At 52.0% G+C, this 19,706-nt stretch carries 12 protein-coding genes and 2 pseudogenes; 9 read left to right on the top strand and 5 right to left on the bottom strand.

Annotated elements, in window-relative coordinates; all coding sequences use genetic code 11:
* Positions 1 to 10 precede the first annotated feature (10 nt).
* Positions 11 to 3,514, top strand: coding sequence for a discoidin domain-containing protein (locus tag KI367_RS10275; protein ID WP_212949430.1), 3,504 nt, complete (start codon positions 11 to 13; stop codon positions 3,512 to 3,514).
* A 143-nt stretch (positions 3,515 to 3,657) separates the two neighbouring features.
* Here the strand turns inward: KI367_RS10275 and KI367_RS10270 are convergent, their stop codons facing one another.
* Complete coding sequence (locus tag KI367_RS10270) at positions 3,658 to 5,292, bottom strand: putative polysaccharide biosynthesis protein (RefSeq protein ID WP_212949428.1); 1,635 nt, start codon at positions 5,290 to 5,292, stop codon at positions 3,658 to 3,660.
* A 192-nt stretch (positions 5,293 to 5,484) separates the two neighbouring features.
* Here KI367_RS10270 and KI367_RS27820 point away from each other — a divergent pair.
* Positions 5,485 to 5,681, top strand: a pseudogene (locus tag KI367_RS27820) (transposase); the annotation flags it as partial.
* Between the two features lie 2 nt (positions 5,682 to 5,683).
* Positions 5,684 to 6,000 (top strand): annotated as a pseudogene (locus tag KI367_RS27585) (transposase); the annotation flags it as partial.
* Between the two features lie 626 nt (positions 6,001 to 6,626).
* Here KI367_RS27585 and KI367_RS10260 read toward each other — a convergent pair.
* Positions 6,627 to 7,589: an acetylxylan esterase gene (locus tag KI367_RS10260; RefSeq protein WP_212949426.1), complete on the bottom strand. Its 963-nt coding sequence runs from the start codon at positions 7,587 to 7,589 to the stop codon at positions 6,627 to 6,629.
* A gap of 219 nt (positions 7,590 to 7,808) precedes the next feature.
* Between KI367_RS10260 and KI367_RS10255 the strand changes: the two genes are divergently transcribed.
* Positions 7,809 to 8,741, top strand: a complete 933-nt coding sequence (locus tag KI367_RS10255; protein WP_212949425.1) for a hypothetical protein — start codon at positions 7,809 to 7,811, stop codon at positions 8,739 to 8,741.
* 118 nt (positions 8,742 to 8,859) lie between these two features.
* Here KI367_RS10255 and KI367_RS10250 read toward each other — a convergent pair whose 3' ends face one another.
* Positions 8,860 to 10,221: an FAD-dependent oxidoreductase gene (locus KI367_RS10250; protein WP_212949423.1), complete on the bottom strand. Its 1,362-nt coding sequence runs from the start codon at positions 10,219 to 10,221 to the stop codon at positions 8,860 to 8,862.
* A 336-nt stretch (positions 10,222 to 10,557) separates the two neighbouring features.
* On the opposite strand from KI367_RS10250, the gene KI367_RS10245 reads away from it, so the two are divergent.
* The 4 genes from KI367_RS10245 to KI367_RS10230 all read left to right on the top strand — a co-directional run bounded on the left by KI367_RS10245 (position 10,558) and on the right by KI367_RS10230 (position 14,169).
* Entirely contained in the window at positions 10,558 to 11,433 is an 876-nt protein-coding gene (locus tag KI367_RS10245) for a CPBP family glutamic-type intramembrane protease (RefSeq protein WP_212949421.1), read from the top strand.
* Positions 11,434 to 11,444: 11 nt separating this feature from the next.
* Positions 11,445 to 12,206 carry a MerR family transcriptional regulator gene (locus KI367_RS10240; RefSeq protein WP_036713332.1) on the top strand — a complete coding sequence of 254 codons (762 nt, stop codon included), beginning with the start codon at positions 11,445 to 11,447 and terminating at the stop codon, positions 12,204 to 12,206.
* Positions 12,207 to 12,305: 99 nt separating this feature from the next.
* The gene (locus tag KI367_RS10235) at positions 12,306 to 13,118 is read left to right on the top strand and encodes an AraC family transcriptional regulator (protein ID WP_212949419.1); all 813 of its coding nucleotides are present in this window, start codon (positions 12,306 to 12,308) and stop codon (positions 13,116 to 13,118) included.
* Positions 13,119 to 13,191: 73 nt separating this feature from the next.
* Positions 13,192 to 14,169, top strand: a complete 978-nt coding sequence (locus tag KI367_RS10230) for a proline dehydrogenase family protein (RefSeq protein WP_212949418.1) — start codon at positions 13,192 to 13,194, stop codon at positions 14,167 to 14,169.
* A 202-nt stretch (positions 14,170 to 14,371) separates the two neighbouring features.
* Here KI367_RS10230 and KI367_RS10225 read toward each other — a convergent pair whose 3' ends face one another.
* Entirely contained in the window at positions 14,372 to 16,042 is a 1,671-nt protein-coding gene (locus tag KI367_RS10225; protein ID WP_212949416.1) for a DUF4091 domain-containing protein, read from the bottom strand.
* A 632-nt stretch (positions 16,043 to 16,674) separates the two neighbouring features.
* On the opposite strand from KI367_RS10225, the gene KI367_RS10220 reads away from it, so the two are divergent.
* Entirely contained in the window at positions 16,675 to 17,076 is a 402-nt protein-coding gene (locus KI367_RS10220) for a hypothetical protein (RefSeq protein ID WP_212949414.1), read from the top strand.
* 386 nt (positions 17,077 to 17,462) lie between these two features.
* Here KI367_RS10220 and KI367_RS10215 read toward each other — a convergent pair whose 3' ends face one another.
* Positions 17,463 to 19,685 carry an ABC transporter ATP-binding protein gene (locus KI367_RS10215; RefSeq protein ID WP_212949412.1) on the bottom strand — a complete coding sequence of 741 codons (2,223 nt, stop codon included), beginning with the start codon at positions 19,683 to 19,685 and terminating at the stop codon, positions 17,463 to 17,465.
* Positions 19,686 to 19,706: the final 21 nt, after the last annotated feature.

Genomic DNA, 19,706 nt, shown 5'->3' with positions numbered 1-19,706 from the left:
GGAGGGACAAATGAAGAAAACAAAAATGAAAGCCTTTTCAATGTTGTTGGCAACCGTCCTGCTGATGCCTGCCGTCCACCCGACCGCGGCGCTCGCGAAACCTGAAGTTCAGGACATGTCCGCCGCCTCAAAGGACTTGCCGCCCCCGGCGGCCGGAGAACACGATACCGAAAAACCTGCCGGCGTCACCGACGACGTATACGGACAGGATCCCGGCGGATCTGCAAACGGGCCGCAGGCAGGCGAAGCCGGTTTGGCCGCAACATCCACATTCGGCGGAACCAATTTGGCGCTTCACCAACCCGTTTTCGCTTCCGGCAACGAAGTCGATTATCTGAATCCGGAGCTGGCCGTGGACGGAAAAGGAAACACAAGATGGTCCTCCGCCTTGCAGGATGACCAATGGTTTTACGTCGATCTCGGCGAACCCCGGGAAATCGACCGCGTCGTGATCCGTTGGCAAACCCCTGCCGACTCTTATAAAATCCTCGTATCGGTCGACGGCGAAAACTGGGAGAACATCCGGGCCAACGACGGCATCATCTCCTGCAAAGGCGGCGTCGAAACGATCGACTTCGCTTTGCGCGAAGCGCGCTACGTCAAATTCCAAGGCGTCAAACGGGCGCCTGTGGAAGGCACGCTGTACGGGTATTCCTTCTATGAATTCGAGGTTTATCAGCTGCACGACCTGCAATCGATCATCGACAACGTCGCCGCCGCGTTAACCGTCCGGCCGGGGCAAACGCAGCTGGACTGGTCGGCGGCTGGCGTGCCGGAAGGGTACCGGGTCAGCTTGTACGGAAGCGACCGCCTGCCGGTGATCGGCATGGACGGCCAAATCCGCACGCCGCTGGTCGATGCCAAAGTCCATTTGATCGTGCAGGTGGAAGACGGGAAAAACCCGGACCGGAAGCTGCTCTCGGGGAACATACCGGTCGTGGTGCCGGGACTGCATAAGCAAACCCCGGACCGCAACACCGAGCCCGACGTCATCCCTTCCTTGCAGGAATGGTACGGAGACAGCGGCCGGTTTGCGCTCAAAAAATCGTCGCGCATCGTCGTGAATCCGCAGGACGAAGCGGCTTTGCGGAACGCGGCCGAGCTGACCCGCGAGGATTTGCTCGACGTGACCGGATACGATCTCAAAGTCGTGGCCGGCAAACCGAAAACAGGCGATTTGTATTTGTCCATCGATCCGTCCCTCGCGTGGCTCGGCGAAGAAGGCAACCTGTTCCGGGTCGGGGACTACGTTTCGATCTCCTCCGTTTCCGCCAAAGGGGCGTTTTACGGCACCCGGACCGCGCTGCAGATTCTCAAGCAGCATCCGGACCGCACCATCCCGAAGGGGGAAGCGAGAGATTATCCGAAATATGCGCAGCGCGGATTGATGATCGACGTCGCGCGCAAATTTTACACGATCGATTTTCTCCGGAGCTACGTCAAATTGCTGTCCTGGTACAAAATGAACACGTTCCAAATCCATTTGAACGATGATGTCGGCACGCCGTTCGCCGACGGAACGAACGCCGCCTTCCGTTTGGAAAGCACCACCTATCCCGGACTCGCGAGTCCAAACGGCCATTATACGAAGCAGGAGTTCAAAGACCTGCAGCGGCTTGGCATGGAATACGGCGTCAACGTCATTCCGGAGATCGATACGCCGGGGCATTCCGGCGCGTTTATTTCCTACAATCCGGCGCTCGGTGAGAGCCGCAACCTCGATATTTCCAAACCGGAAACCGTTCGGTTCGTGAAATCGTTATTCGATGAATATTTGGACGGAAGCGACCCGACGTTCATCGGCCCGGACGTTAACATCGGCACGGACGAATACCACGGACCGGATGTCGAGGTTTTCCGGGGGTACATGGATACGCTGATCAAGCATATCAACAGCAAAGGCAAACGTCCGCATCTGTGGGGCGGGCTCACCCAATACAACGGCGTGACCCCGATCAGCACCGACGCGACGATGGATATTTGGCATGAGCCTTACGGTTCGGCGCAGCAGGCGGTCGATCTCGGCTACGACGTCGTCAATGCCCAAAACGTATACATGTACATCGTTCCTACGTTATACGGCGATTATTTGAATTCCCAATTCATCTATAACGAGTGGGAGCCGGTCAAATGGGAAACGACCACGCTTCCTTACGGGCATCCGCGCGTCAAAGGTGGCATGTTCTGCTTATGGAACGACGTGTCCGACGCCAACGGCTTATCGATGGACGATTCGCATGAGCGGCTGCTTCCCGGCATTCAAGCCGTATCGGAAAAAATGTGGACCGGAACGCGGGAAGACCGATCCTTCCAGAAATTCGAGCAGCGGGCGAAAGCCATAGCCGACGCGCCGAACGCCGACCTGTCCCACAAGATCGCCGTAGATAACGATGAAAACAGCGTCATTCAATACCTTTTTGAAAACCGGTTCAAGGATGAATCCGGCAACCGCTTCGACGGCAAGGGCGTCAACGTCGAAACGGCCGACGGGAAATACGGCAAAGGCGTCCGCCTGAACGGCGGGAAAAGCTACATCCAAACGCCGATCGAGTCCCTAGGTTTCGGTTGGACGGTATCGATGTGGATCAAACCCGACCCGGGCAACCCGGACAATGCCGTACTGATGGAATCCCCTGCCGGTACGCTCAAGCTCAAACAAGGCGCTTCCGGAAAGCTCGGGTTTACGAAAGAGCATTACGACAGCACGTTCAACTATGCGGTTCCGGAAGACAAGTGGACGCATATCACGCTGAAAGGCGACAAAAAAGGCGTGACGCTGTTCGTTAACCTGGACGAATATGTGGAAAGGCTGGAGGAACAAGCCCCGAAACTGCATACGCTCGTGCTGCCGACGCTCCGGATCGGAAGCGATACGAACGCGTTTAACGGCATGCTGGACAACGTCATGATCTACAACAAGCCGATCGATCTGCTTAGCAGCGACAATTTGGCCCTTCATAAAGCCGCGGAATCGTCCGAAACCGAATTCCCGTATTACTCGCCCGACAAAGCCGTGGACGGGGACCTGTCCCCGCTCTCCAGATGGTCGAGCGCTTACGTGGATGACGCTTGGTTTATCGTCGATCTCGGCGAACCGAAAGACGTCAGCAAGGTCGTCATCAAGTGGCAGGGAGCCTACGCGGAGAAATACCAATTGTTCGTATCGACGGATAAGGAGAATTGGACGAACGTTTCCGGCGGGGATGGAACTATTTCCTCCAAAGGCACCCTGGACATCATTGCATTCGATCCGCAGGAGGCGCGTTACGTTAAATTCCAGGGCATCAAACGCGCCACCGTATTCGGAAACTCCTTCTTCGAATTCGAGGTGTACGGCCCGGATCATATTCAGGAATACAAGCAGTTGATTGCGCAAATGGATGAGCTTCTGCAGCAGACGAACAACGGAAATCTGCATAAACTGCTGCTGCAACTGCTGAACCGCTATCCGTATGATGCCAACCGCGAAATGCGTCCGATACAAGATCTAATTGACATGATTCAAGCCAATTGAACGACGGGGCAGTCCTAAACCATCCAACAGATGTGAACTGCCCCCCTATCAAGTAGACATTGCAAGCGGCCTTTGTCCTGATTTTCATTGGACTAAGGCCCTTTAATTTTCCTGCAACCTTTCACAATTGGTAAAGTTTAATATTATTTGCGCTCAACCGATTTAGACAGCTGAAGCCTCATAAATGGTGATATGATTTTGCGCAAAGGAGTAGGAAAGTCTTTTAGATCATCTTGCCGAATAACTCGCAGCAGAACCAGAAAGATTGGATAGAGGGCAACTACCACTATGCCAACGGTACAACAAGTCAGGAAGAACACAATGCGATCAGGTAAAATCGACACCATTTGTATCCCTGCTAGGTTTAGACCATACCCTATTCCCGAAAGAACTATTATAGTTATTAAGAATCCAATCCAACGTTTTCCCATAATAAAGAACGGTACTATTTTCTTTATAGCATATAAGTTCAAAATAGTAATAATGAAAAAACACAGTCCAGTTGCAAATATAATTCCGTATATTCCTAAGAAACATGATAGAATGTAACTTCCTGCTACCTTTGCTGCAATACCAATCGCAACATTCACCATAGAATAGTTCGGTTTACCTAAACTTAGTAGGATTGAATTACTGATCATCATGGTAACTTGAAAAATTGTCATGAGTGTTAAAAGACCGACGATATCGCTGCCATCTAAACTTTTAAACAACAGCCCGTTAACGGAATAAGAAGCCGTACTTAGTGCAATTACAATCGGCATACTTGTCAGAATTGCAATCCGCATCGCTAACGTAACCTGATTTCGAAGATGATCTTCATCTTTTCGAGTAAACGCAGCAGAAATTACTGGTATCAGGGATGTACTGAGTGCTATTGCAAGAATGGGTGGAATCCCAGCTACCATCTGTGCACGTGAAGTAAGATATGCTAACATCTGTTCCGCCAATACTTCTCCAATTTGTCCAATCAAAAGTATCTTAACAATTGAACCATCAATGAAGTTTACAGCAGTAACAGCAAGGGAAGTCAGTACTATAGGAATTGAAAGCTTGAAAATATCCAAATAGATCTGTGTATAAGGTATAATGGTTTCTTCGTGAGCAGATACAACTGAAGAGTTTACTTGGTCCTCTTTATGTCTTTTCAACAAATAATATAGCATGACTCCAAAAGCACCAATACTGCCTAGAACGCCGCCAAAGGAGGCACCCGCAGCCAGCCATTTATCGGAGTATCCCATTCCCAGCATTACAAAAGCCAGTCCAACGGCTGTAATCACCCGTAAAATTTGTTCAATTATCTGAGAAATTGCAGAAGCTGTAATATTCCCTCGTCCTTGAAAGTATCCACGCATTATCGCAGTAGCAGGAAATAAAAGCAGAGCAGGTGCTATCGCCCGAATCGCCAGAGAAGCTTCAGGTACTTTTGCAATGTACTCCGCATAGAACGGTGCCGCTAAATATAAAAGGAGTGTCATTAACACGCCAGATATTGCCGAAAAGATCAACGCTGCACGAAATATCCGACTTACCTCTTGGGGCTTATTTAGAGCATAGCGCTCGGATATCATTTTACTTAAAGTACTAGGAATTCCTGCGGAAGCTACTGTTAGCAACATCAAATAAAGATTATTAGCAAGTCCGTATGCAGAGTTCCCAGTATCCCCAAACACATGCTCAAGTGGTACACGTTGAACAATGCTAAGTACACGAACCATCAATGTGGCCACTACAAGAATCAACGTACCCTTAATAAAAGACTCTTTCTTAGACAAGGAAGTTACCTTCTTTCAATACGAAAAAAATGAGGGCATAAAATATTTTGTGTAAATAGATAAATAGCAAAAGGAAGACCTTTTCTTGTAGAATTGAGCTACCACACAACAATCCATAGAAAAGAGGTCTTCCCTATGAATCATTTTAAATCAGATTTAGTCCAAGCTCGTCACAAAACAGGATGTGACTAAGTATTCCGCAAGCACCTGGAATCAGCTATGAATCGCTTGTTAGAAACGGAATTAACCGCCTTCTTGGACTATGAAAAGTATGACCGTATCTGGAAACTTTAGAAACGGTGGCTACACACCGATTACGGAGGCCTAAAGCTAACATTCCTAGAGATCGCAACGGAGAGTTTAAGCAGCAAACGTTGCACCTTATAAGGCTGCTCTTGAGAACTTCTGCGATAAATGGAAAACTGTCTATCCTAAAGTCGTTAAATCTTTACGTGATAACCCATAGCTTCCCGAATTCAATTTGGAGAAGTATCTACTCAATGAATCTTATAGAGATTTTTCAACAAGCAGATAAAGAAATACAGCAAACGTAAAGAACAATTCCACTCGAATCGACTCGAAGAAACCCTAGAAAAATTCCTGGTGGCACAGTTTGAGGACTATAACCAGCGCTTCACTACACGTTGCCATATGGGTTTTGATCTTGCACGTGCTGAACTGCAGGCTATGTTCACAACCAAGGACTAAAACCGTTGCACCTACAAGACAAGGAAATCTTCATTTACACAAAATTCTTGACACTACCTCTTAGTTCCTAACTTAGAACGATGATAGTGAAGGCACTTTCTATAAATATATACAACATGGTCAAAAAAGTAAAATATGCAATAATTCCCCGTAACTCTGCTAACAACATTAGCATATTAATACAAGCAGAATACGTTTATTGTCAACAATAATTCCCGAATGTTCAGCAATGGAATAATGACAGTGAAATAATAATTCACTGTCATTACTGTTCTATTTCACTTTATAGTTAATGAATTACTAGTTACTTAATCTTGGGAAGTTCCAATGCTAGCACTGATGGAATTATTGGATCAATAAAACGGAGGCATGAGTAACCAAAACCAACGCGCCCAAGCATCAGCCCGTCCATTTCTACGCGAGGATCCAGACCACCAATCCAACCTTGCTCTTCCTGTTCTAATAGTGTGGAGGCACTTGCTAAAGTGCACGGTCATACAGGATTGTTCTAATCACCAGATATGAAAAATCCCCTTCGTTCAACAAGATTAAGCCGATTTTAACGGTGTCTTAGTTCTCTTGTTTACTAAAAGAGGATTATTCTAGGGTTCCGTCCTTATTGAATCTTAGAGATCCTTCATGAATTGAATGATCTTATCGTTCAGCCCGGGCAAGCCTTCATGCCCGAAATCCGGGAAAATCTCCAGCTGCACGGGTGCGGTAATTTTGTTGATAGCGGCAAATTGGGTCGAAGGCGGGCAAACGATATCCATCAGCCCCACCCCGATCAGGCAATCGGCCTTGATGCGCGGCGCCAGGTTTTGAATATCGATGTATCCCAGCTTCGTGAAAATTTCGTCCTCGCGCTTGTGCTGCGGATCGAACATGCGGAAGTATTTTCCGAGTTCTTCGTAAGCGTGTTTGCACAAATCCATTTCCCAGGTTCTGCGGTAATCGCTCAGGAACGGATAAACCGGCGCCGCTTTTTTGATGCGCGGTTCAAGCGCAGCGCAAGCGATCGTAAGCGCACCGCCCTGCGACCAACCCGTCGCCCCGACGCGGTCCGCGTCGACCTCCGGCATGTTCATGACGATCGAAGCCAGCTGCGCCGTATCGAGGAAAATGTCCCGGAACAGCAAACGGTGCGGATCCTCGTTATCGAGTCCGCGGATAATATGGCCGTGATGCGTGTTGCCCGATACGCCGCCGGTATCCTCGGACAGGCCTCCTTGCCCGCGAACGTCCAGCGCCGCGATGGAAAAGCCGAGCGCCGGATACACCATTTTGTCCATCCAATCGCCGCTATGTCCGGTGTACCCGTGAAAAAGCAGCACGGCCGGATGCGGTTCGGCGCTCCCTTTAGGCCGAACGTATTTCGCATGCACTCTGGCACCGCTTACACCCGTGAAATATAAATGGAAGCATTCCGCGAACGGAAGCTGGAATTCAGCCGGGACAAGCTCGACCTGCGGGTCTACGGCGCGCATCTCCTCAAGCGCCTTCTCCCAATAAGCGTCGAAATCATGCGGTCTGGGATTGATCCCTTGGTATTTTTTCAGCTCCGATAGGGGCATATCCACTAGCGGCATTGGTCATCACCCTTTTTTATTTGATTTAAGCAGATTCGCACTCCCGTTGACAACCCCTTTTTTTCCAGATGCGATCCGGCCCCCGCCTTTCGTCCCCTCTTTTGCCCGGTGCCGGTTGCAGCGCTCCCGATTCCCCCAAAAGCAAAACATAATATATGTGTCATTTCTCGCCCCATTGAATAGGCTATATCATCAAATTTGATCTGGAGGTTCTATCTCATGACGACAAGCAGCTATCCCTTCGGGCCCGCCTTCCAGCACATACATCCGGTTCCATTCGCCTATTATCCGTTTGCCTATACATTCCGCGGCCCGTTTGCTCCATCGCCTTATTTCTGTCCCATGCCGGAACGGGTAGTTCCTTACGGAGGCGGGTTCACCGGGTATCCGGCCTATACGGGGTATCCAGCCTACCCGGCTTACGCGCCGTTCCCGGCCGCTCCATACCCCGGCATCCCTTATGACGCGCCTTACTCAGCGATGGACCCTACACGGGTCGAACCGACTTCCAAAGGCTTTCAGATTAAACTTCAGCCGGAGACGGAGACGAAACCCGCCGAAGTAAAAGCGGAAAACGTCCAGGCGGAACAGGTTGAGCCCGAAAAGGCCAAACCGGAAAAAAGCCATACGGGCGTCAAAATGAACACCGGCATCGAAGTTGGCGGCAAACACGGCGCCGGCTTCCAGGCAGAAACCCAGGTCGACAAACATGGCATAAGCAACCAGGTCAGCAGCCACGTCGGCGCGGAGGAATACGGTCTGAACGTCCAGGGAGGGGCGAACCTGGATAACAAAACAAAAGGCTTCCAATTCGAAACCGAAAGCAATCTCGGCGGCAAATACGGCATTCAGGTGCAGGCCGAGGGCCATGCCGGTCTGAAGCAAGGGATCGGACTGAGCACCGAAGCCCAAATCGGGGGCGAACACGGCCTCGGCGCCCATGTGAAAGGCCAGCTCGGCGGCGGTCAAGGCGCAGCCTTCAGCACGGGAGCGCAGATCGGCGGCGATCACGGCCTCGGCGCCCACGCGGGTGCCCAAGTAGGCGGGGGCCAGGGCGTAAGCTTCAAGGTCGGCGGCAACGTCGGCAGCCATGACGGCCAGGTCGGCTTCCAGGTGGGAGGCAAAGAGAAAAAACAACATTCGGAGGATTAAGGCTTTCGCTTTATCGTCCGCAGATGTTTGCGTTCGCTTACTCCTTCAAAACGGCGTAAAAAAGGCCATCGGCGTCATCCCTAAAGATGACCCGATGACCTTTTTTCGTGCGGTCAGGTCAAGCGTGCTGCAGTTCGCCCGCTACGAGCTTCGGCAGCGCGGCGATGCCGGCCGTATTCAAGAAGTTCCAAGGCTTGTTGAAATGAGGCTGGAAGAAGAAGTCGACGAAAGCCAGCTCGTCGATCGTCATCCCGTTCTGAATGCATACCGACAACGTGTTCATCGCTTGCGTCAGATCGACCTTGGACATGATCTGCGCCCCCAGCAGACGGCGGTTCTCTTTGTCATATACGACTTTCAGCATCACCGTCTCGGCCGTAGGCATAAATTCCGGACGGTATGCGTCATTGACGGTCACCGCTTCGGCATGGATCTTCTCGTCGGCTGCGGCGCCTTCCGTCAGTCCCGTCGAAGCCAGGTTGAGATCGTAGATTTTGAGGCCCGACGTGCCCTGCGTGCCCAAATATTTCGTCGTTGGTCCCATCAGGTTGCGGGCCGCCAGCAGTCCCATCCGCACCGCATTCATAGCCAGCGGAATGTAAGCCGCCTTCCCGGTCGGATTGTAATGCACGGCGCAGCTGTCGCCGGCCGCAAACACGTCCTTTTTGCTCGTTTGCATGTATGGGTCGACGATGATGGCGCCGCCTGGCAGCATATCCACCTGGCCTTTCAGCAGTTCGGTATTCGGACGGAAGCCGATGCAAAGAATGACCATATCCGTTTCGATTTCGCCTTTGTCGGTGATGACGCGGCTGACAAGCCCATCTTTGCCTTCAAAAGCTTTCACCGTTTGCCCCAGCGCCAGCTCGATGCCATGACCGCGGAACGCGTCTTCGATCCGGCTGCTGAACTCGCTGTCCAAATACCGGTTCAAAATCCGGTCCGCGCTGTCGATCAAAGTCACCCGCTTCCCGCTTTGCTCGAACGCCTCCACCAGCTCAACGCCGATGTAACCCGCGCCGACCACCGTAATGCGGTTCGCATGTTTCGCTTTTTCGATGATGGTGTTGGAATGTTCGTAGTTTTTGCAGAGCAGAATGTTGCCGAGCTCCATGCCCGGAAGCTTCGGAATGACCGGCCAAGAGCCTGTCGTGACGATCAATTTATCGTAGCAGTCTTTGAATACCTCTCCGGTCAGCAGGTTGCGCACCTGCATCGTTTTTGCATCGGTATCGACCGCAAGCACCTCATGGCGCATATGGGTCACGACGCCCAAATCCGCCAGCTGCTGCGGCGACGAATAAAACAAGCCTTCCGGATCTTTCACGACGCCGCCTACATACAAGGCAATGCCGCAGGATAAAAACGAGATGTTGTCGTTGCGTTCATAAACGGTAATTTGGGCATCAGGGTAAAGCTTGGCTGCATTCGCCACCGCTGCCGTTCCGGCATGGGTACATCCAATCACTGCAATTCTCATCGTAATTCCTCCTCGAATATAATCGGTAAGTCCGATGGTTCTTCATCTAAAGAAATTTAAAAGTTCATGCCTGTCGTGAAGCCGCTGCATTTTAACCTTCGAATTGTAATGTTTAGTTGTGATTTATTTCACATTTACAGTATACTGTGATTTTTTTCACAAATCAATAGGTTCATGCACGAAGTTCATAATTTGTTCATTTTTTCACAAATAATCCGACGGCATCTTCGTTTCTCCTCAAGAAGCGCTCGCATTATTTAACGTCTTGATCCAGACCCCTCTTGACCCTGACCTATAGTAGAGGGTTTACAATAGCGCCAAGGAGGGGAAAAGTTGATGGAATCAATGAAAACTTCGCCAACCGGCGCGGAAACCAAAACGTGGATAACAGCCGTCCTCCTGGGATGGTTGTCCCTGACAATCGGCTTGTACGCAGCGACAGCGGCCGGCCGATTGCTCAAACTTGCAGGTGCGAATGTCATCGTTGTCCAATTAAGTAAAGGAGGAATTATCAGTTCCATTAGCCTTGCGGCCGTTTATTATATTCAAACGAGGCTGCTGGGCAGAGCTTGGAGCGATATTGTTGGCGATCGCCTTCGAAAAGGAATCGTCCATCTCCTCATCGGAGCGGGTCTTGCCGTCGGCCTTGCAGGCTTCGGATTCATCATTGCGTGTTGGCAGGGATGGATCGGCATTGCGCAATGGCATCTCTCTCCGGAGCTCTTGGGGAGCATCGCGGTCAACATCATGTTCGCTTTCCTCTACGAGGCGTTGCCGGAAGAAACCGTGTTAAGGGGTTTTGCGTACGGCACGCTGAGATTGAAACTTCCTGCCCTTGCCGCTTTCCCGCTTCAGCTTGCCATGTTCGTGCTCGTTCCGGTTGCGGTTGCCTGCCTGCAGCGGCTTAGCGGAATGGGGATGGCCACTCAGATGAACGCCGAATACGTAATCCTTCTGCTATGTTTCGGGACCGCGCTGCAGCTGCTCAGAATAGCGACCGGCAGCTTCTGGGCCCCCATCGGTTTTCATCTTGCGTATCTTGAAATTTCCAGGTTTGCCGTGCTGCAGAGGGAGCAAAGATTGTTTACGTATCATGAAACGATGCCTGGTACGGGGGAATTGTTTATATTGTTTTTTATGACGGTCGTGGTTGCAGCCCTTATTCTTGCGTGCATGCTTACGGTTCGCCGAATTCGCGCAAAAAAGAGGTGAGGTGAAAAATTTTGTATACGGTCGGGGAACTGTCCAAAAAAACCGGCATTTCGATCCGAACGCTGCATTATTATGAAAAAATGAATCTGTTAAAGCCCAAACGCAGCCCGGACAATCAATACCGGCTTTACGGTCCGGGGGATGTCATGCGTCTGCAGCAAATTGTGCTCCTTAAGCGAATGCGGTTTCGGCTTCGCGAGATCAAGGAGATGTTCGATCAACATTTTGAGCGGCAAACGGGCGACGATTACGACATATGGGTCCGCGTCATCGAGCGCCAGATCGCGGAGCTGCAAAAAGAGAAGGAAGAAATCCAAAAGGTCGAGCATCTGCTCCAATCATCGCTTTATGCCATGAGGGCGACCAAGGAAGTCCGGATTGAAGAGATGCTCGGTTTTATCCGTGAAATCGAAAGACAGCCGGACAGAAAACGGCAGATTCGCCGGCTGTTCTTTACGGAAGAGGAAATGGAAAAGCTGCCGTCCCATGAACCTGCCGATCCGCTTGCCATGGAATGGGCCGATATACTAAACGAGTTGCGGGCGCAGCTCAACGATTCTCCCGCGTCCGGGCGCTCCCAACGTCTGGCTGCCCGTATAGCGGCTTATGCCGAACAATTATTCAAAGACGACGAGGCATTGGCTCTAAAATATTGGGATTACATCAAACCGGAGCCTGGCGAAGCCGCCAAAATCTACGGCATGGACCGGGAGGTCATGATTTACATCGAACAGATCCTGGAGCAATACTACACAGGAAAAAGCACAAGCTGAGCCAATACATTCTGCTCGAATGATGGACTAACTCTCCTTACGTTCAAGGAGTCATCTTGCTTGTAATTATGGGGTCGGACACCGGATGGAGAGAATTCTATGACGAATGTAACCTTTTATAGAAACGAACATTTGCCTTTCCTGGAGGCCAAACGATGCACGCGAAGCGATCTGGCCTATCAGAAGCATTTTCATGAAGAGTATTCGATCGGCTTGATCGACGAAGGCGAAACGGAAGCCTGGTGCGACGGACACGCGTATCGGGTAGAGACGGGCAGGGCGATCAGTTTTCCGCCAGGCATGCTGCATGCCTGCCGCCCCGCCTCCCTCGATTCATGGAAATATAAAATGTTGTTCATCAAGCCGGAATGGCTGGACCAACTGGAGCCGGCCATGGCGGAACCGCTGCGCATCCCGTTTTTACTGGAAGGGCACAAAAATCAATATTGCCGCCGCTTGATCAATCAGGTGGCGGACGCTCTCGCCGGGGCGGACGAACCGTTGGCCGCCGAATCCGCTGCCGTTGAGTTGATTTATGCGCTCGCCAGCCGAAATACGCTCGATCTGGAGCATCCATCAGGACCCGGGTGCGAACAGCCGCACATCCGCCGGATTCAGGAATACCTTCATGCCCACTATCATGAGCGGATTACGCTCCAAAGGCTGGAGGAAGCGGTGGGGGTCAGCAAATTCCATCTCATACGCCTTTTCAAGAAAGGCACGCACATGCCGCCTCACGCCTACCAAAACCTGCTGAGGATCAACCATGCGAAGGCCGAACTTTTGAAAAGGCGGCCGATCGCGGATATTGCTGCTGAGACCGGGTATTACGACCAGAGCCATTTTTCGAAGGCTTTTTTCAAAATCGTCGGCGTGACGCCCCAACGGTACGTCTCCACCCGGATGCCATAGAGCAATAATTTACAATACGAGCCTCCCGAGCCTTTGTATACTTTAAAGGCATAAAGAAAAGGAGGCTTGCGATATGAACCATGAACCCGACTGGGAGCGGCGTCTGGCGGACGCCTTAAAATCGGTGGCAAGACGCCCGGACGTGAAATCATTTGTGGAGCAAACGCCTTGGCTCTATCAGCTTCTGCGGCGCGCAGCGAGGCAGTACGTCGCCGGCGAGGAACGCCGGGACGGCCTGGATGCCGCCGGCAAACTTGCGGACATGGGGTACAGGACTTCCCTGGAATACATCGGCGAAAATACGATAGATCGGGCGGTATGCCAGGCGGCTGCCGAAGAGCTGAAAACGATCATCCGGGAGTTGAACGGAGCGGGCGATCGGGTTTGCTTCGACCTGTCCCATATCGGTCTGTCGGTGGATACGGATCTGGCTTATCGTCTGTTGACCGAATTGGCCGAAGAAGCCTTGAGGGTCGAGGCGGAGCTGTTGATCAGCATGGAGGAGTCTGCCAAAACGGATCGCATTTTGGACGTCTACCGGCAGGCCGCCTCCCGCTACCCGAACATCGGCATCACGCTGCAAGCGCATTTGCACCGCACCCGGCAGGACTTGGCGGACCTAAGCCATTCGCCTCGCCGCATCCGGATCGTCAAGGGGGCCTTCCGGGAGCCGGAAGGACAAGCTCTGCCCCGCTCGGCTGCACTGAACGATCGTTATCTGGAGCTGGTTCACGACGCGATCCGACAAGGCCACCACGTATCCATTGCGACGCATGACGAGCAAATCATCAACGAGGCGATCCGCCGCGGATGGCTCGACGCCGGAAACGCCGAATTCGATATGCTTTACGGCTTCCGCCCGGGCCTGGCCGCGAAGCTGAGGGCGGCCGGCTTCCCCGTGCGCATCTACATCACCTATGGACAAGAGTGGTTTTTGTACCTTTGTCACCGGATCGCCGAATATCCGCCGCATTTATACCGGGCCGTCGCGGACATGGCCGGCGGGGAAGCGGCCGACCCTTGCCTTGCTTACGAGCTTCAAACCCAATGACGGATACAGGAACTTGCGCGGCTTAACCCTAAATCCCCATGCGGTAAATCCGGCCGCCAAAAACGTTACCGCGAGTTGAAGGCTGCGCAACAAACGCGAAGAAGCACCGCTTAAGCCCCAATAATCGGCTTAAAGCGGTGCGTTCTTTTCCAAAACCTGAATCAGGCTGCGGTTTTTTAATCGGAAGTTCCCATGCTGCGCATTAAGAAATGACCGCGCGGTTGCCGATATGCTCCTTCACCTTTTCAATCATCCACTCGCGCTTGGACAAAATCCATTCGGCGTCCTTCGGATAGCTGCTGAAGGTCATCGGTTCCTCCAGGCCCTCTTCCAGCGCGGCAAGAACGGCATCGCGGCCCAGCCATTCCTCCAGCTGGCGCAGCAGGCGCAGGTCTTGAAGCGCTTCCTGCATGACCTCCATGCGGATGGACTCGATCGGCCCATCCTCGCCCGGATACACGAGGAAAGCATCGCCCGAAGGGAAGCCTCCGCCGGCATCGGTTACGCGGAACGGGTCGATGACTTTTTTCGAATATTGCGTATACCAGAAGTTATATCCCCACTGCAAAAATCCGGCGTTGTCGAATTTGTACAGCTGGTATCCGAGAATCCGGTTGCGGGCCGAAGGCATGCAGAAAAACCGGTTGGCGACGTTTTTGTACTGCGAACAGCAATAGTATGTCCACAGCGGCGTCACGTTATTTTCAAGGAATGGTTCGATATGGTTGCTGGCCGGGATCGGCGTCTGCACCAAACCTTTTTCGTAAAAATCATAGTCCGACAGCGCATCGATCACCGGGAAACCCGACAGCAGCTCGTTGACCATCTGTTTGGCGCTGGCATAATATTCGATATGCTCCAAGCTCGGCTCGTCGGAAATATGGAAATAGCTGCGGTTTTCAATGCCGTTTTCATGGATCCAGTCTTTCAGCTGCGGCAGCAGCTGCTTCAGGAACGTATGGTACTTTTCGCCGGAAGCATCGGTTTCCCAGCCGAAAATGCGTTTCGACTCACCGTTCACGACAGCCATGATTTTCGGCGCATGTTTGGCCCCCCATTGCGTGAACAGATGCGAAAATTCGAAGTATTCGATGCCGCATTTTTGGCACAGATCCACCCAGCGTTTCAGCCGGTCAAAACCGAAGCGGTATTGGCCTTCGCCCGTCATCTCGACGTCCACCAGCTGCACCGTCGGGCGCTCCCCTCCCACCTCGGTATCAAGCGGCGGGGTAAAAAGCGGCGTCAACAGCATGTTGATGCCATGATCGGCAGCGGTTCGTATGTACTGCTCCAGCAGCTCCCAATGCCGTTCGCTGAAGACTTCCACCCCATATTGGGTCGCCAAGCAATCGGCGTGGAACCACTGCGTATGCAAAAGCTGCTGCTTCGGCAGCTCGGCCCCGATAATCTCCAGCTCGAAGCGTTCTTCCCCCAGCGTCTCTCCAGTTTCCGTTGCAAAACGAACCGTGATCGGATATACGCCCGGTTTGGCCATGCCTTTCGGATCGACCGTAACCCACACGGAACGCCATTGCCCGGGATAAGCTCTCAGCTCCCCGTCTGTAAGCGGTAACAAAGGATCGGGATATAAACCCGGCGTGGACCGAAGCACATTGTCGTCATGGTCGGAGTAAATAGGCAGTTCGGACGGTACCAAGCCGACGCTGCGCAGGGTGACCAGATCCCCAAGCTCCGATTCGGCCTTGACCTTCACCGCGGGGATCAAATGCGGCGAGCGATAGGCCACCTGATACGAAAACACTTCGTTCAGAAGCGCGGAGCCTTTGGCTTTGCCGGCCGCGGCCTGCAGCTCCTCATCGGGAAACACTTTCACTAAAGAATGGAGAATGCGGGTTTCAAACTTTTGCGACATACTATCCTTCCTCCCTTATATTCCGGAATTTGCAATTCGGGCTGCTAGGGATCTTGGGGCAGCTTTGCAAAATCCGCGCTCTCATGACTTCCAGTTTACCTGATGGCAGAAGACATTCAAGCCCTAATTTGAAAAAAGACTGTCTGTACGTGGTTATTGTCCTGCTCCCCCTTCTTTTTCCAGATAAAAGAACCATGGTCTCGCTTAATCCAAAGGCTATAAGGAACGCTATTCTACCTCAAAAAGAAACCCGATCTGACTTTCGTATTTTGTGCTGTAGGCACTCGGAAGAAATACCTTGCACCTGCTGCTTGATGATCGACTTCAATGACTTTCATCTATGGGCGTCTGAACAACAAGGGGGGGACAATCCCCTCACACTTGATCGGATCGGACAGATTGAATTTGCATAATATCTAAAGTAGCTGATTTTTTGTACTTCCAAGCTAAACCTCGACGGTTTCCTAAAAAACAAACTTTTTCCCTTTTTAGTTGTTATACATTTTGATGTAATAATAATCCAAAATAGGGAGGAATAAAATTAGAAAAGAGTCCGTTCATTTCTTATCGCGTTACTTCTTTGCTTTACTGGTTCCGCAGTGGCAGTCGCTGAAGATGGGAATAACCAAACAGTGAGTAATCAAGATCTCTTGAAAAAGTTGGATTACTCAAGAAATCCTATTCAAGGTGTAGGTCCTTGGAATTTTGAACGTGGTACATCCAGTTCTCTTTGGAGTGCAAACGATAAAACAGGCGGAATCGGTTTTGAGCTTCAGCTTAGAGAAGATACTGGAATGGTAAACTCCACCGGCAAGCAATACAAAGAAGAAAATCATAGAGGTTCGGTATTATATAGAGCTATAAGAAATAATAGCATATTTACTTATGGTGATTTATCAGGACACTACATTCACACTGAAACAAAATATTCTGGTTCTCTTGGTGTAGATGCAAAGGGAACAGGAAGTTTTTCAATCACTGCAAACGTCAAACAAGACCCAGCAATACAGACCGGGATTTCTTGGCAATATTGACACCAGGGAGATGAATGATTATTGCTAATTCTAATCATATTTTTATTGATCATTGCCATAATACTGCTTATTAATATTAACAATAAGATCCCCCCGCGCCCACCACGTGATTACGTAGCTGAGGCAATGGAGCGGGATAAAAAGAATAAAGAGCACAAAGAGAATCAAGAGAAGAAGAGCTGACCTTACACGTTTGCTCTGATTGAATTTTAAAATGGGCTATCCTATAAAAACATGGGGGTGTTCCAAGTCTCTTTAGACTTTTGGGACACCCCCTATTTCTGCTCTCACCTAAGTCAAGCGTAGCAACCATGGAATCGGCTTAAAAGCCTTAGCTCCCATTTCTTGTGCACTAATTATGCCGTTGAGCCAAAAGGTCATCGCATCTACACCACCGACTCTACGGCCGCCTCCGTTTTCGCCTTCGCCATGTTGCGCTGCGCGGTAATGAGGTTATAATAAATGCCTTTTCGTGCCACCAGTTCGGCATGGGTGCCGATTTCCGCGATTTTGCCTTTGTCGAGCACGATGAGCCTGTCGGCGTGGCGCAAGGTCGACAGCCGGTGCGCGATCGCCAGCGTCGTGCGGTTCCGCGTGACGCGCTGCAGCGCCTCCTGAATGGCGGTTTCCGTATCGATGTCGAGCGAAGCGGTCGCTTCGTCCAGAATGAGAATCCGCGGATCGTTCAGCACCGCCCGGGCGATGGCCAGACGCTGCCGTTCGCCGCCGGAGAGGTTGCTGCCGTTCTCCTCCAGCCGCGTATCGTATCCGTCCGGCAAACGAAGGATAAAATCATGCGCATTGGCGATTTTCGCCGCCTCCAGCACCTCTTCGTACGTCGCATCCGGCTTGGAATAACGGATATTGTCCAGGATGGTGCCGCCGAACAGGAACGTCTCCTGCAGGACGACGCCGATTTGCGAACGCAGGTGGGCCTGCTCGATCCGGCGGATGTTGACGCCGTCGATCAGAATCTCCCCTTCGTTTACGTCGTAAAAACGGGAAACCAGGTTGATCAGCGTCGATTTGCCCGAACCCGAATGCCCGACAAGGCCGATCATTTCCCCGGGTTTCACCTCGAAGTTCACGTCCTTCAATACCGGCTCATACGATTTGTACCCGAAATAAACGCCGCGGAACGTAATCGTCCCCCGGATCGAATGTTTGACGGAACTCTCCGAATCGATCACCTCCGGCTGCTCGTCGATCACCGAAAAAATCCGGTCAATCGAAATGATCGCGTTCGACACCCATCTCGGCATGAACATCAGCCAGGTGATCGGCCCGTAGATCATGGCGGCATAACCGCTGAACTGTACGAGCTCGCCCAAGGTCATGTCCTTATTCAAAATCATTCCGCAGCCGATCAGGAGCACGAGATACTGCCCCATCTGGATCAAATAGTTCGAAATCGGCGCCAAAATGCTGAATACCTTTTCGGTCTGGATCGTCGCCGCAGCAAACTCGCTGTTATACTGCCGGAAACGTGTGACCTCCCGCTCCTCCTTGCCGAAAGCCTTCACCACGCGGATGCCGCTCAGCACGTCATGCAGGAAGGAATTGGCCTTGTCATAGACCCGCCACTGCTTGCGGAACAGCTTCCACAGCACGCCTTTCCATATGTAACGCTGCAAATAGGCGACCAGCGGAGCCGGAAGCAGCACCACGAAGGCAAGCCGCCAATCGGCGGAAAACAGCAGCACGCTCGCGGAGACGAGGATGATCAGCTGAAAGATCGCCGTCGTGGCGAGCTCCTGCACGAGATTGCGGATCCGCTCCGTATCCGACGTAATCCGGTTCATGATATCTCCGGCCCGCTGCGACGTCAAAAATCCGAGCGACAGGCTTTGAATCCGCTCATACACCAGCTTGCGCAGATCCGCGGCGATTTCCGAGCTGACCCGCGCCATAATCCGTCCTTTGACGATGCCGAGCCCTTCGCCGCCGACCAGCACGAGCAAAAGGCCCGCAATGCCCAGAAGGAACATCGGAACGCTGGGCGACTGACCCGCCGGCGGCTGCAGCGCAGAATTGACCAGCAGCTTTTGAAAATAGGGTCCGGCCATCGATATCGCCGAAGCGGCGATAATGACCGCCAGCCCGACCGCAAACGTTTTGGAGTGGGCCAGCGAAACCGACAGCAGCCGCTTGAGGGCGGCGGCTTTGTTCATGCATTTCGGGCATACCCTCGTTCCGGGAACGAGCTGCCCGCCGCAGGTCGCGCAGATCGGCTCATCCTCATCGTTGTATATCCGGACCTTGCGTTTGCGGGATATGTCGTTCAAAATTTGCGCGATATATCCGTATCGGGCCGCATGTTTCATCGACAGCCGGGTCAGGATGAACTTGGTCCCGGCTTCGTCCCCTTCCAATACGGCGCTGCCGATCAGCGGGACCACCTTGTATTCTTCGGCGTCCGCTATCGCCCGGCTTTCGATGACAACCCCGTCCTCCAGCAGCGCCCAGCGGTGTTCGCCGACGACAAAATAGTTTTCCGTCCGCCTTCCGCCATACGTCAGATCGGCCGGGACGCAATATAGGATGGACTCCCCGACGGCCTGCCTCGCGGCGAACAGCTGCTCCTCGGGCAGCGTAAAATTAAGGTTCATGGATACCTCCGTCCTCGCACT

The sequence above is a fragment of the Paenibacillus cookii genome, from assembly GCF_018333375.1.
Lineage (GTDB): Bacteria > Bacillota > Bacilli > Paenibacillales > Paenibacillaceae > Paenibacillus_AQ > Paenibacillus_AQ cookii.
This window is presented reverse-complemented; position numbering and strand designations above follow the sequence as displayed.

Coding starts and splice junctions, on each gene's coding strand:
- KI367_RS10245 (WP_212949421.1), top strand. CDS start 10,558: ATGGAATCAATGAAAACTTCGCCAACCGGCGCGGAAACCAAAACGTGG.
- KI367_RS10260 (WP_212949426.1), bottom strand. CDS start 7,589: ATGCCGCTAGTGGATATGCCCCTATCGGAGCTGAAAAAATACCAAGGG.
- KI367_RS10255 (WP_212949425.1), top strand. CDS start 7,809: ATGACGACAAGCAGCTATCCCTTCGGGCCCGCCTTCCAGCACATACAT.
- KI367_RS10275 (WP_212949430.1), top strand. CDS start 11: ATGAAGAAAACAAAAATGAAAGCCTTTTCAATGTTGTTGGCAACCGTC.
- KI367_RS10235 (WP_212949419.1), top strand. CDS start 12,306: ATGACGAATGTAACCTTTTATAGAAACGAACATTTGCCTTTCCTGGAG.
- KI367_RS10230 (WP_212949418.1), top strand. CDS start 13,192: ATGAACCATGAACCCGACTGGGAGCGGCGTCTGGCGGACGCCTTAAAA.
- KI367_RS10225 (WP_212949416.1), bottom strand. CDS start 16,042: ATGTCGCAAAAGTTTGAAACCCGCATTCTCCATTCTTTAGTGAAAGTG.
- KI367_RS10215 (WP_212949412.1), bottom strand. CDS start 19,685: ATGAACCTTAATTTTACGCTGCCCGAGGAGCAGCTGTTCGCCGCGAGG.
- KI367_RS10250 (WP_212949423.1), bottom strand. CDS start 10,221: ATGAGAATTGCAGTGATTGGATGTACCCATGCCGGAACGGCAGCGGTG.